General features: G+C 64.2%; 10 protein-coding genes. 3 read left to right on the top strand and 7 right to left on the bottom strand.

Annotation, left to right across the window (positions count from 1 at the left end; all coding sequences use genetic code 11):
• Positions 1-259: 259 nt before the first annotated feature.
• The 4 genes from KW821_RS16435 to KW821_RS16420 form a co-directional block, all read right to left on the bottom strand.
• On the bottom strand, positions 260-1915 hold the full coding sequence (locus KW821_RS16435) for a cation acetate symporter (RefSeq protein ID WP_218292198.1): 1656 nt from the start codon (positions 1913-1915) through the stop codon (positions 260-262).
• Positions 1912-2223: a DUF485 domain-containing protein gene (locus KW821_RS16430; RefSeq protein ID WP_042653674.1), complete on the bottom strand. Its 312-nt coding sequence runs from the start codon at positions 2221-2223 to the stop codon at positions 1912-1914. Before KW821_RS16430 ends, KW821_RS16435 begins: the two co-directional genes overlap by 4 nt.
• A 107-nt stretch (positions 2224-2330) precedes the next feature.
• Complete coding sequence (locus KW821_RS16425; protein ID WP_218292197.1) at positions 2331-2957, bottom strand: 3'-5' exonuclease; 627 nt, start codon at positions 2955-2957, stop codon at positions 2331-2333.
• Position 2958: 1 nt separating this feature from the next.
• Positions 2959-4746 carry a putative nucleotidyltransferase substrate binding domain-containing protein gene (locus tag KW821_RS16420; RefSeq protein WP_218292196.1) on the bottom strand — a complete coding sequence of 596 codons (1788 nt, stop codon included), beginning with the start codon at positions 4744-4746 and terminating at the stop codon, positions 2959-2961.
• Between the two features lie 160 nt (positions 4747-4906).
• Here KW821_RS16420 and KW821_RS16415 point away from each other — a divergent pair, with 160 nt between their 5' ends.
• A complete protein-coding gene (locus KW821_RS16415) occupies positions 4907-5713 on the top strand; it encodes a crotonase/enoyl-CoA hydratase family protein (RefSeq protein ID WP_218292195.1) in 807 nt (268 codons plus the stop codon).
• Positions 5714-5780: 67 nt separating this feature from the next.
• Here the strand turns inward: KW821_RS16415 and KW821_RS16410 are convergent, their stop codons facing one another.
• Positions 5781-7274 carry a sodium:alanine symporter family protein gene (locus KW821_RS16410; protein WP_218292194.1) on the bottom strand — a complete coding sequence of 498 codons (1494 nt, stop codon included), beginning with the start codon at positions 7272-7274 and terminating at the stop codon, positions 5781-5783.
• Positions 7275-7595: 321 nt separating this feature from the next.
• On the opposite strand from KW821_RS16410, the gene KW821_RS16405 reads away from it, so the two are divergent.
• Together KW821_RS16405 and KW821_RS16400 are read left to right on the top strand one after the other, a co-directional pair.
• Positions 7596-8009 carry a GNAT family N-acetyltransferase gene (locus KW821_RS16405; protein ID WP_218292213.1) on the top strand — a complete coding sequence of 138 codons (414 nt, stop codon included), beginning with the start codon at positions 7596-7598 and terminating at the stop codon, positions 8007-8009.
• Between the two features lie 19 nt (positions 8010-8028).
• Entirely contained in the window at positions 8029-8823 is a 795-nt protein-coding gene (locus KW821_RS16400) for a zinc-dependent peptidase (RefSeq protein ID WP_218292193.1), read from the top strand.
• Between the two features lie 104 nt (positions 8824-8927).
• On the opposite strand, the gene KW821_RS16395 is transcribed toward KW821_RS16400, so the two are convergent.
• Positions 8928-9524: a GPR1/FUN34/YaaH family transporter gene (locus KW821_RS16395; protein ID WP_042653681.1), complete on the bottom strand. Its 597-nt coding sequence runs from the start codon at positions 9522-9524 to the stop codon at positions 8928-8930.
• Between the two features lie 517 nt (positions 9525-10041).
• Positions 10042-12939, bottom strand: coding sequence for a DUF748 domain-containing protein (locus tag KW821_RS16390; protein WP_218292192.1), 2898 nt, complete (start codon positions 12937-12939; stop codon positions 10042-10044).
• Between the last annotated feature and the right edge of the window lie 37 nt (positions 12940-12976).

Genomic DNA, 12976 nt, shown 5'->3' with positions numbered 1-12976 from the left:
CGGGAGGAAAGCGAACGGAGATGTTGTGATAATCCTGTAAAAGCCCAGATATGGCGCGGCTTTCGGGGGTTTTAGCTTACATATAAGTGTTGTTGCTGCTTAACAAAGGAGATGTCCCGGTTGGTCTGTCAAATGGCGCGCATTATGGCACAGATCCCCCGAAAGTTTTAGTGAGAACTGTGATCTGGCACCATGACAAGTGAGTGAGATCCCATGAAAAAAGCCGGCACAGGGCCGGCTTGGGATCGACGAGAGCAATTTAGTGGGCGGAGGCACCGGAGGCGCCGAGTCCGGTCTGGGAGCGCACGAACTGCGGGATGAATTTCGCGTGTTCGTCGCTGGCATTCTGGGACTTGTCGGTGACCGAGAAGAACCAGATCCCGGCGAAGGCCAGCAGCATCGAGAAGAGCGCAGGGTACTCGTAGGGGAAGATAGCCTCGGCATGGCCCAGCACCTTCACCCACACGGTCGGGCCCAGGATCATCAGGGTCACGGCGCTGATGAGACCCAGCCAGCCACCGTAGACGGCGCCGCGGGTGGTCAGGCGGGACCAGAACATGGAGAGGAACAGCACCGGGAAGTTGCAGCTTGCCGCGATGGAGAAGGCCAGGCCCACCATGAAGGCGATGTTCTGCTTCTCGAACAGGATCCCCAGACCGATGGCGACCACCCCCAGCACCACAGTGGTGTACTTGGAGACGCGCAGCTCGTCGGTTTCGTTGGCCTTGCCCTGCTTGATCACGCAGGCATAGAGGTCGTGGGAGACCGCGGAGGCGCCCGCCAGGGTGAGGCCGGCGACCACCGCCAAGATGGTGGCGAAGGCCACGGCGCTGATGAAGCCGAGGAACAGGCTGCCCCCCACCGCATCGGCCAGATGGACAGCCGCCATGTTGGTGCCGCCCAGCAGGGCGCCGGTGGCATCCTTGAAGGTCGGGTTGGTGCTGACCAGCAGGATGGCGCCGAAGCCGATGATGAAGGTCAGGATGTAGAAGTAGCCGATGAAGCCGGTGGCGTAGAACACGCTCTTGCGCGCTTCCTTGGCGTCACTCACGGTGAAGAAACGCATCAGGATGTGGGGCAGGCCGGCGGTGCCGAACATCAGTGCCAGCCCGAGGGAGATGGCGGAGATGGGATCGGCCACCAGGCCACCCGGGCTCATGATGGCGGCGCCGTTCGCGTGCACCTTGACGGCCTCGCTGAACAGGGCACCGATGTCGAAGTTGACTGACTTCATCACCATGATGGCCATGAAGGAGGCGCCGGAGAGCAGCATCACCGCCTTGATGATCTGTACCCAGGTGGTGGCCAGCATGCCGCCAAACAGCACGTAGAGCACCATCAGGATGCCGACCAGCACCACGGCGACGTGGTATTGCAGGCCGAACAGCAGTTCGATCAGCTTGCCGGCCCCGACCATCTGGGCGATCAGGTAGAGGGCGACCACCACCAGGGAGCCACTGGCGGAGAGGCTGCGCACCGAGGTCTGCTTGAGGCGGTAGGAGGCCACGTCGGCGAAGGTGTACTTGCCGAGGTTGCGCAGCCGCTCCGCGATCAGGAACAGTATGATGGGCCAGCCCACCAGGAAGCCGATGGAGTAGATGAGGCCATCGTAGCCCGAGGTGTAGACCAGGGCGGAGATGCCGAGGAAGGAGGCGGCGGACATGTAGTCACCGGCGATGGCTAGGCCGTTCTGGAAGCCGGTGATGCGGCCCCCTGCGGCATAGTAGTCGGAGGCCGAGCGGTTGCGCTTGGAGGCCCAGTAGGTGATGAACAGGGTGGCGGCCACGAAGACCACGAACATGACGATGGCCGGGACATTGAGGGGCTGGCGTTGCACCTCGCCGGTCAGCGCATCGGCCGCCAGCAGGGGGGTGGAGACCAGGCCGGTCAACAGCAGCAGAGACTTGCCTTTCATGATTGCACTCCCTTGAGGATCTTCTGGTTCAGCTCGTCAAACTCGCCGTTGGCACGCACCACATAGATGCCGGTCAGCACGAAGGAGGCGAGGATGAGGCCCACGCCGACGGGAATGCCACGGGTGATGGAAGATCCCTCGCTCAGCGGCGTGCCGAGCCAGCCGGGGGCGAAGGCGATGAGCAGGATAAACGCCAGGTAGAGCCCCAGCATCAGGATGGAGAGGGTCCAGGCGAAGCGTTGGCGTTTGCTGACCAACTCCTGGAAGACGGGATCTTGCTGGATCCTCAGATAGCGTTGCTGTTCCATTGCATTTCTCCATGACATGAATGTCGACTGTGAATGAAGGATGTCCCTACCGAGCAGGAGGTCCGCTCATGTAATGGAAATGTGAATTAAATGTTATTGGTGGGCAATTAGACTTTGGGATAAGCCAGGGGGCCGCCCAGGCGCAGGCGCAGGAAGATGAGGGCGGCGGTGACCGCGTCGGCGAGGGCGTCGTGGGCGGGCAGGGGAGGCAGCTCCAGGTGACTGCAGATGGCGCCGAGGTGCAGATCGATGGCGGCATCGGGGTAGCGTCGATAGAGGTGATCGTGATAGAGCCGGCTCACCTCTATGCCGCGCTGGGGCAGGCGCAGCCCCCACTGCTTTTGGCAGGCCAGGTTGAAGATGCGCAGATCGTAGGGGATGTGATAGCCCACCAGCTCGCGCGGGCCAATGAAGGCCAACAGCTGGCGCAGCGCGGCCTCCAGCGGCATGCCCTGCTGCAAATCCTGATGGCGCAGGCCGTGGATCACCACGGATTGTGCGCTCAGGCTGGCGGGTGCCTGCACCCGCAAGGAGAGTGCCTCCCCGGTGAGCAGCCGGTTGCCCTGGATGCGCACCGCGCCGATGGCGACGATTTCCGCCTGTGCGGGATCCAGGCTGGTGGTCTCGAGATCGAGGGCCACCCACTCATCGCGCGGGGCGGGCGCAAAGAGCGGGGCGAACTCCCCGTGACGAAAAGCCCGGCCAATCCACTGGCGTCGACAGCGACTCCACATGCTATTGCCTCAGACGAAAGTGCAAGACGAGCCACTGCTGGAACTTCTTCACCTGATGCAGGGCATGGCGCAGCAGATCCCGCTCGCTATGGCTGAGCGCCTCCACCCGCACCCTGTGGTCGCCCCCCTTGAGCTGGCTGCGCAGCCGCAGCCGAACGAACAGCCGGAACGCCTCCGCCAGATTGGCGCCGTAGTCGCTACTGAGCCGATCGCAGGCCACCAGGGCCTCGATGCGGCCCAGGGTGGAGGTCTCCAGGATCTTGGCCTCCAGCGCCAGCAGACGGATGCCGTGCACCAGCGCAAACAGGCCACCCCGCTTGAGATCCAGCCCCTCCGGCTCCTGGGCCAGCCGGCCAAACAGGGTGAGGGGGGTGTGAAAGGCGACCGCGGCGCGGGCCATCTCCGCCAGCAGGTCGGGCCGATCGGCGAGCTGCTCCCTTAGCCTGCGGGCGATGGGGGGCAGCAGGCTGCGATCACCGGCGATGGGCTGGGCATCGGCCAGGGTGGCGAGCCAGAGCAGCTCGGCTTCGCTGGCCCCCAGGCAGGCGCGTTCGATCTCCTGTTGCCAGTGCGCGGCCTCCTTCACCCAGGCCGGGTTGCTGACCATCACCCGACCCGGGCAGGGGGGATAACCGAGCCGCTCCAGCAGGGCGCCGAAGGCGGCCAGATCGGCCTGCCGATCGGGCCAATGCAGATCATTGGGCAGGATCAGGGCGTTGTCCTGATCGGTCTTCTGGATCTGCTCGCCGCGCCCCTCAGATCCCAGCATCAGCAGGCACACCTTATCCTGCACCTCGGTCGGGATCGCCAGGGCGAAGGCCTTGGCGATCAGCTGTTCGTTGAGGGTGGCGATGAGCCTCATCAGGAAGGCGGTGTGGATCCCCTGACCGAACAGGGAGCGGGTCAGCTGTTGCTGCTCCCGGGCGACGGCTTCCAGGGCGGCTGGGCTGTCTGCCCTGGCGATGCGCAGGGTCAGCACGTGGGAGTGGGCGGAGAAGAGGCCGAGCACCTGGGTCAGGTGCAAGACGCCCGCCACCTCCTGCCGATCCCAGACCACCAGCCGCTTGATGCGGTGACGGGTCATCAGCAGCAGGGCATCGAACAGGTAGCTGCCAAGGGGCAGGCCGATCAGCGGCGCCGGGCTCAGCACCGCGAGCGGCGCCGTCAGCGGCAGCCCTCTCAGGGTCAGGGCATGGAGCAGGGTCTTGCGGGTCGCCAGGCTCAGGCTGCCGTCGGCGGCGGGATAGAGCAGGCAATCGCTACCCTGGCTGGCCATGGCTTCGGTCGCGGCCAGCAGGCTGAGCCGGCTCTCGACGAGGAGCGGTGGCTGCAGGTGGTTGGGCTCAATCCGGGTCAGGATGAACTCCGCCAGATTCTGCTGGCCAAGCTGCTCCCGCCGCGCCTGCTGGTGCTGGCGCTCGGCCAGGGTCGCGGTGAAATAGTGCGCGAGATCCGGGTTGCCGGCGCAGAGCTCCGCGAACACCTCGCGGGGGATCAGCTGGCAGAGGCAGTCCTCCAGGGCGCTGAAGCCATGGCGGCAGCGGCCATCGAACTGGGCACGGACGTCGAACAGGTCGTCGACCCCGTAATCGCCGAACGACTGGTGGGGGCTCGACTCCTCCACCGCCCCCTTGATGATGAGGTAGAGGCCGGGAGGCGTGTCCCCCGGGCTCAGCACCCTCTGGCCCGCCCGAAAATAGCAGACGCTGAGGCTCTGCCCGAGGCGCTGGCGCTCCGCTTCCCCGAGGCAGTCAAACGGCGGGCGGCTGAAGTTGAACAGAATGGTCATGGCGGTTCTCGGCCGGGGGCGTGAGGCCAGTCTGACAAAGGCGCCGGAGCGGGGCCAGCCGACTTTAGTCGCACGGAGGCCCTCGCCTCCCTGTACCCGCCGGTAACAGTCTGGTAACTTGGTGGTATGACCAGTATCGGCTCAGGAGAGGACAGGGGACATGGATAAACCAAGGGTCAAATGGGAGATCCGGGACGGCATCGCCGAGGTGATGCTGGCGCGGGGGGACAAGCTCAATGCGCTGGACAGGGCCATGTTCGGCGCCATCGATGAGGTGCTCGGCCAGTTGCAGCAACACAGGGGGCTGCGGGCGGTGATCCTGCACGGGGAGGGGCGCGCCTTCTGCGCCGGGCTGGATGTGAAATCCATGCTCAAGCAGCCGGTGGCGGCGCTCGACATCCTCAAACGGGAGGCGGACGAGGCGACCAATCTGGCCCAGCGGGTCGCCTATGGCTGGCACCAGTTGCCGGTGCCGGTGATCGCGGTGACCCAGGGGGTCTGTTTCGGTGGCGGCCTGCAGATCGCGCTGGGGGCCGATTTTCGCTTCAGCACCCCGGATTGCCGCTTCTCGGTGATGGAGATCAAGTGGGGCATCATCCCTGACATGAGTGGCAGCGTCACCCTGCGCAACCTGATGGGGGTGGATACCGCCATGGAGCTCGCCATGAGCGGGCGTGAGTGCGATGCCAGCGAGGCCAGGAGCCTGGGGCTGGTGAGTCGGGTCTGCGCGGATCCGCTGGCCGAGGCGCGGGAGTTCGCCAAGACCCTGATCACCAAGTCGCCGGATGCGCTGGCGGGGATCAAGCGGCTCTATACCCAGGCCTGGGCTCGCAGCGATGAGGCGATGCTCAAGGAAGAGACCCGTTTGCAGCGGCAGATCCTGGGGCGGCCCAACCAGTGGCGCGCCACCCTCAACAGCCTGTTGCGCTGGCGGCTGCCGTTCGGGCCGCGGCGCAACGCGCTCTGACCGCGCTCTTCAATAGAAAATGGCAGCCAGGGCTGCCATTTTTTTCGTCTAGTCATGGGGTGATGACTCAGGAGATCTTGCGATCCGGCTCGAACGGATGGCCGTCCTGCTCCTGTTTCAGGTTGTCCTCGGAGCGGTGACCCATCCAGTAGTCGGCGTTCTTGATGCCGAGCCTCTCCGGGTGGAACACGGGATCCAGCCCCTTGGCCTTCTGGGCCTCATAGTCCTTGAGGCAGACGAAGGCGGTCTTCTGCAGCAGCAGGATGGCGCCTATGTTGAGCCAGGCCATCAGGCCGACCCCGATGTCGCCAAGACCCCAGGCCAGATCCGCGGTCTTGACGGTGCCATAGACGGTGGAGGCCATCAGCGTCAGCTTGAGCACGAAGGTCAGCCAGGGACGGTTCACCTTGCGGTTGATGTAGGCGATGTTGGTCTCGGCGATGTAGTAGTAGGCGACTATGGTGGTGAATGCGAAGAAGAACAGCGCGACGGCCACGAACATGCTGCCAAAGCCGGGCATCATGCTCTCCATGGCGGTCTGCACATAGCCAGGGCCTGCGGCGATACCGGCGATGCCGGTGTAGATGGCGGCGCCGTCCGGACCCTGCACGTTGTAGAGCCCGGTAATGAGCAGCATGAAGCCGGTGGCGGAGCAGACGAACAGGGTGTCGATGTAGACGGAGAACGCCTGCACCAGACCCTGCTTGGCCGGGTGGCTCACCGCGGCGGCGGAGGAGGCGTGCGGCCCGGTCCCCTGACCGGCTTCATTGGAATAGACCCCGCGCTTGACCCCCCACATGATGGCCAGGCCCAGGATGGCACCGAAACCGGCCTCCATGCCGAAGGCGCTCTTCCAGATCAGCAGCAGCACACCGGGCAATTGACCGATGTTGAGGGCGATGATGACGCAGGCCACTATGATGTAGCCGAGCGCCATGAAGGGCACCACTGTGCTGGCGAAGCTGGCGATCCGCTTGACGCCGCCGAAGATGATGAAGCCGAGCAGCAGCGCCAGACCGGCGGCGGTGACGTTAGGATCGATCGCGAAGGCGGTCTGCAGGCTGGCCCCGATGGAGTTGGCCTGCACCCCCGGCAGCAACACGCCGCAGGCGAAGATGGTCGAGATGGCGAAGGTCCAGGCGTACCACTTCATGCCGAGCCCTTTCTCGATGTAGAAGGCCGGGCCGCCGCGGTACTCACCGTTGATCTTCTCCTTGTAGACCTGACCCAGGGTGGACTCCACGAAGGCGGAGCTGGCGCCGAGGAAGGCGACCATCCACATCCAGAACAGGGCGCCCGGGCCGCCGAAGGTGATGGCGGTGGCGACCCCGGCGATGTTACCGGTACCGACCCGGCCGGCCAGGGTCATGGCCAGTGCCTGGAAGGAAGAGACACCGGCATCGGTGCTCTTGCCATCGAACATCAACCGCACCATCTCCTTGATATGGCGCAGTTGCAGGAAGCGGCTGCGCAGGGAGAAGTAGAGGCCTACCCCCAGACACAGATAGATGAGCGCGGGGCTCCAGATCACCCCATTGATGGCATTGACGATCTCATTCATGTACAACAACTCCTTTGTTGCGCTGTCTTGGCGAGGTCTGTGCCTCGCTCCCTAAAATATTGAAATCTGTGGTGACCAAGAGGGTCACTCAGGTTAGTGCAGTACTTTCGACTGGTAAGTCTGCGGCTTTTAACATATCGATTTGTGCAGGGGCTTCCTAGTGAAATATGTTGTCGGTTTGTTAATTTGTGAATTGGCAATAACAAATGACAGAATGGGCTGGACAAGATTCGGAAATGCCCCGTGTCGATCACTTTGCGGGTCGCCGGTTGATAGAAAGCAAATGTGAGGCCAGGAATGAAAATGGAAGACAATGGTGGCATGGTCCGCCTCGCCGAGCAGGGGGATGGGGCCGCCATGGCCCGCCTGTTCGAGCAGCTGGGCTACCCGACCGGGGCGCTCGAGATAGTGGATCGCCTGCGGCAGCGGGATCCGGCCCGCGAGGTGCTGCTGGCCTGCTTCGATGCCGAGGTGGTGGGGGTCCTGGTGTGGCATGTCCTGCAACCCTTGCACCTTGCACCCGCCTGGGGCCTGATCTCGGCGCTGGTTATCGATGAGAGTGCAAGAGGGAAGGGGGTAGGCGCCCTGCTGCTGGCGGCGGCAGAGGCGCGGGCGCAGGCGCAAGGCTGTGGCCAGCTGGAGCTCTCCAGCAGCCTGAAGCGGGAGGGGGCCCATCGCTTCTACCTGGCGCAGGGCTATCTTGAGCGCCCGAAGCGGTTCGTGAAGTTGTTCTGAGGTGGCAAGAGGAGTCCGTGTGTTCTGGTCCCGATTATGGAAGTGGTTTTATCCTTCATCCCCCCGGCAGGAGAATGCCCCCGGGGCGCTGGAGTGGCGGCAGGCCCTGGCGGCCGTGCCCATACTGCAAGGTTTCTCCGAGGACGACGAGGCGAGGCTGACGAAGTTGGCCCAGCAGTTTCTGGCCCGCAAGACGCTGACCCAGATCGGGGTCGAGCTCACGTCCCGCCAGCAGGCGGTGCTGGCCCTGCAGGCGGCGCTGCCTATCCTGCACCTTGGGCTGGACTGGTATCGCGGCTTTCACGAGGTGATCATCATCCCCGAGCCCGTCACCCGCCGCCAGGAGGTGCAGGATGAGTTCGGCCTGGTCAGCGAATGGGAAGAGGAGAATGCCGGGGAATCCTGGCCCCAGGGGCCGCTGGTGCTGGCCTGGAGCGAGCTGCAGCAGGACGGGGACTGGGACGGTTTCAACCTGGTGATCCACGAACTGAGCCACAAGCTCGACATGCTGGGGGGGAATGCCGATGGGGCGCCGCCGCTGCCGAGCGGGATGGATCCGCGCCGGTGGACCCAGGCCATGCAGCGTGCGTTCGATGAGCTGAGTGCCCAGCTGGCCCGCCACGAGCCGACCGCCATCGATCCCTATGCCGCCGAGCATCCTGCCGAGTTCTTCGCGGTGTGCTGCGAGAGCTTCTTCACCGATCCGCTGGGGCTGCGGGGGGCCTATCCCGCCGTGTACGAGCAGTTCGTGCTGTTCTTCGGCCAGCAGCCGGCGGCCCGCTTCCCGGCCACCCGCTTGCTGGCGGGAGAGTAGGGTCCCCGCAGCGGGTCAAGCTGCGAGGCAAGCCGCCTGATAAACAAAAGGCACCCCAGGGGGTGCCTTTTTTTGCATCGGCGCGGGCGCCAGATGATCGCGGATTATGCGGCGGCCTTGAGCTGCACGGTGGCGGCTTTCTTGTGATCGCCGATGGGCAGCACGGTGCGGCCATACTGCTCGTTGATCACGGTGGCCATGGCCAGGTAGATGGCGCTGGCGCCGCAGATGATGCCTTCGAAACCGGCGATGGTGCCGATCAGGGCGCTGCCGGTGAAGTCACGGGCGGCCAGCAGGAAGAACAGCACGGTCAGGGAGGCGAACACGAACTGCTTCACGCGCGGGTAGTTGATGGTGCCGACCAGCATGAACAGGGTGAACATGCCCCACATCAGCAGATACCAGCCCATGAAGGCGTGGGGGGTGGCTTCGGCCAGACCCATGCCCGGCATCATCAGCAGGAACACCAGGCTCCACCAGAAGGTGCCGTAGGAGATGAAGGCGGTGACACCGAAGGTGTTGCCACGCTTGTACTCCATGATACCGGCGATGATCTGGGCCAGGCCGCCATAGCACAGGCCCATGGCCAGGATCATGGCGCTGATGGGGAAGAAACCTGCGTTATGGATGTTCAGCAGAATGGTGGTCATACCGAAACCCATCAGACCCAGAGGGGCAGGGTTGGCCAATTTTTCGCTCACGTGGTGTTCTCCAGCAATAGAGGTAGGGGTTGATAAAAGACGCGCGATTTTAGGCAGGCTCTGGACCCCGGGCAAGGGGAGAAATGCAGAAATAGTAAAAAAACGACACGAAAAATTACCCAGGCCATGATTCGTGCGATCCAGGTAGAAAACAGGTAAATGAATAGGGGCGGTGAGGTTGATTTTTTGTGTGAATTACCAGGATCTGAAACTGAATGACGGCACCCGAGATGGCGTCTGGCCGTCTCATCGCCTCCGGCAAGTCGGTATTTAACCTCCTTTCGATTGAAAATCAGTCTCATATGCCATCAGACAAGAGATCTTTAACACTATTTGAAACGGGACGCTGCGGCATAGTGCCAGCACCGGCACTATCCGGGAGGGTGTCAACGACGGCCACCATCATGGCTGGTGGCTGGGGTGCCAAGCGAAGCGATATGGCCGAGCAAGGCGATATTAGCGGAATGGAGGCGGGCGGGGATGGCGGAAGAGGGGAGCAAAGGCTCCCCTCGCCGGCTCAGTTATCCAGCGTCAGCACCACCTTGGCGTCCTTGTCCGCCTCCTTCACCTGGCTGTCGAGCACGAACAGCCGCTCAGGCGCTATGCCCTGGGTATCCACCAGGAACTCCTTGGTGTTCTGGGCGCGGCGCATGGCGAGGTTGCGCAAGGACTTGGCGGTGATCAGCTGCTGGTCCCGCAGCAGGATCACGGCCTGGGCACGCAGGGCCGGGCTCGCCTCATCCAGGGTCAGCCGACTGGCCAGGCTGCCGAGATCCTCCTTGAAGCGCGCCTCATAGGCCTCACCCAGCGCGGCCTGCAGGGCGGGGTCCTGCTCCAGCACGCCGAGATCGACCGGGGCGCCGGTGAGCTTGGCCAGCACGCGCTCCAGTTTCTGGCGTTGCAGTATGGGGCGCTCCTCGTTGAAGTTGACCTTGCCGCGGATGTTCATGCTGAGCTTGGGGCGCTCCTTCAGCGCCTGGGCCAGGGTGCCGAGCTTGGTCTGCTGGCTCGGGGTGAGGCTCGGATCCCCCAGCAGGAAGGGCAGCTCATCGAGATCTTTGGTGCCGCCGGTCAGGGAGGCCAGCAGGGAGAAGGGGGAGGTGATGGCCTTGCCGAGGGTGTTGCCGAGCACGTCCCAGAAGATGTTGCCCAGGCTGAAATCCGGCTGATCCAGGTTGCCGTTCACCTTGAGGTTCATCTTGATGACGCCGCTGGCGTCGCTCAGCAGGGCGATGGCGAGCCCGAGCGGCAGATCCTTGGCCTGCTCGCTCTTGACCTTCTCCCCCAGCTGCAGCTTCTTGATGGTGATGTCGTTGTCCCCCTCCAGCCGGTTGCCCTGCAACTTGTAGTTGAGCTTCATGGAGAGCTGGCCCTTGTCGATGGCGTAGCCCGCATAGGTGCTGGAGTAGGGGGTGAAGGTGGTGAGCTCCAGGTTGTTGAAGGCCACGGCGATGTCGAGCACGGGATCGTCGATCAGCAGGTTGGTGCCGCCGCGGATGGTGACGGGGGCGTATCTGTCCACCTTGCCGTTGAAGGCGAGATCGGAGCGTTGGCCGGGAATGTTGCTGATGTGGCGGCTCTGACCGGCGAGCGAGGCGATGTCCACCACGAACTCCGGGCTCAGGCTGCGATCGGCGAAGCGCAGGTTGCCCTGCTCGGTGCGCACCTGATCGATGGTGATGCGGGGGGCAGGTCCGCCGGCCGGCTTGGCGCTGGCCGGCTGTGGCAGCAGCAGCTGTTGCACGTTGGTGATCCCCTCCTCGTTGATCTCGATGCGGGCGAAGGGCTGGCGCAGCAGAATATCGGCGATCCTTATCTGCTGGCTGATGCCGTCATAGCGCAGGCCGCTCAGTTGCAGGCGCTCTATCTGCAGCAGGCGCTGGTTGTCGGCCCGATCCAGCACCTGCAGCTTGTCGATGTCGAAGCCGCCGGTGACCTCCAGTCGGCGCATTGCCCCCTGCGCATCGGTCGCGATGGCCAGCTTGGTGTGGCTGCTGAGCAGACCATCCTGCACCTTGACCCTCAGCAGATCCTGCAGATAGGGCTGGGCCCAGCCGAGCGGCAACCCCTGCTGCTTGATCTCGCCGTCAAGCGCGAAGGGGGCGAGGCTGAGGGCACCGTCGAAGTTCAGCTGGCTCTGGCCGTTGAGGGTGCTGGCGAGGGTCAGCGTCGTGGGTTGGCCAGTGGCGCTGCCCAAGGTGCCCAGATTGAGGTTCAGCCCGGAGAGCGAGCGCGCCAGCGCCTTGCCGCTGCTCGACTCGGTCAGCTTGAGCTCGCCCTGGCTGATGCGGGTCTGCTTGAGCTGCCAGCGCCAGGGCTTGCCCGGCTGCTGTGGCTTGGCCGTCGCCTTGGCGGCGGGTGGCGGGACGAGCAGCTCGGCCAGATCCAGCCGCTGTCTGTCATCGAGCACGGCCATCACGGCCGGGGCCTTGAGCGCGATGGCGTCGACATCGAGGGACTGCTTGCTGCCATCGAGCCGGATCCCGGTCAGGGCCAGCTGGTTGAAGCGGGCGAATTCGGCCCCCTTGGGCCGCTTGAGCTGCCAGTTGTTCAAGATCAGCTTGCCCTTCGACAGCCGCCAATCCAGCCCCTGCTTGCTCTGGCTCAGCCGGTAGTCCAGCTCGGCGCTGGCGTCCCCCTTGGCCAGATTGACCTTGAGATAGGGGGCCCAGAGTGGCGCGAAGGGTGAGAGCGGCAGCTTGCCGAGGCTGAGTCGCCCCTTGCCGGCCCCGGTCAGGAGATCGAACTCCCCCTCGGCCTTGAGCGGGCTCTTCTGATTGAGGGTCGCACTCAGCCGGTAGCGATTGGCAGATGCCTGGGCCGTGGAGAAGTCGGGCAGCTCCAGCGCCACTGCCTGCAGATTGAGCGGCGGCACCCAGCCCGGGCTGCTCTGTTTGCGGCTATCCCGATACTGGATCTGGCCCTGCTCCAGGGCCAGCCGGTTGATGCGCACCAGCACAGGCTCGGCGGCGGCGGGGGCCTGAGCCGGATCGGCAGCCAGCACCCCGGCCAGCGCCTCGGTCAGATTGAAGCGCGGCTCGCGCTGGCCCTTGCCATCGGCGAGGCGGACCAGATCCAGGGTCGGCTTGGTCAGGATGGCGTCGGCCAGGATGATGGATTTTTGCTGCCAGCTCGCGCGCGGCAGGGGGATTAACTGGAGCCGCTCGAACGTCAGCAGGGGTTGCTGCTGCTCGTCGAGCAGGGCGGAGGGGCCGATGCTGAGGGAGGGATGGCGTAGATTGACCTCGATCTCCCCCAGGGTCAGCCGCAGACCATAGTGCTTGGCCAGCCAGCCGGGCAGGTGGCGCTGGGTGAGGTTGGGGGCTTGCCATAGCAGGATGAAGAGGGAGATAAGCAAGGCGGCGCAGAGATAGAGGGTATAGCGCAACAGACGAGCGGGCAGCGGCTTGAGCATGGTGGTCTCCGTTTGATGCGCACATGGTAGCAATTAA

This window comes from Aeromonas sp. sif2416 (assembly GCF_019218665.1).
In the GTDB taxonomy this organism is placed as follows: Bacteria; Pseudomonadota; Gammaproteobacteria; order Enterobacterales; family Aeromonadaceae; genus Aeromonas; species Aeromonas encheleia.
This window is presented reverse-complemented; position numbering and strand designations above follow the sequence as displayed.

What these genes read in the sequence shown, in the direction of transcription:
- KW821_RS16405 (WP_218292213.1), top strand. Translation starts at nt 7,596, where the DNA reads ATGGTCCGCCTCGCCGAGCAGGGGGATGGGGCCGCCATGGCCCGCCTG.
- KW821_RS16420 (WP_218292196.1), bottom strand. Translation starts at nt 4,746, where the DNA reads ATGACCATTCTGTTCAACTTCAGCCGCCCGCCGTTTGACTGCCTCGGG.
- KW821_RS16430 (WP_042653674.1), bottom strand. Translation starts at nt 2,223, where the DNA reads ATGGAACAGCAACGCTATCTGAGGATCCAGCAAGATCCCGTCTTCCAG.
- KW821_RS16425 (WP_218292197.1), bottom strand. Translation starts at nt 2,957, where the DNA reads ATGTGGAGTCGCTGTCGACGCCAGTGGATTGGCCGGGCTTTTCGTCAC.
- KW821_RS16390 (WP_218292192.1), bottom strand. Translation starts at nt 12,939, where the DNA reads ATGCTCAAGCCGCTGCCCGCTCGTCTGTTGCGCTATACCCTCTATCTC.
- KW821_RS16410 (WP_218292194.1), bottom strand. Translation starts at nt 7,274, where the DNA reads ATGAATGAGATCGTCAATGCCATCAATGGGGTGATCTGGAGCCCCGCG.
- KW821_RS16435 (WP_218292198.1), bottom strand. Translation starts at nt 1,915, where the DNA reads ATGAAAGGCAAGTCTCTGCTGCTGTTGACCGGCCTGGTCTCCACCCCC.
- KW821_RS16415 (WP_218292195.1), top strand. Translation starts at nt 4,907, where the DNA reads ATGGATAAACCAAGGGTCAAATGGGAGATCCGGGACGGCATCGCCGAG.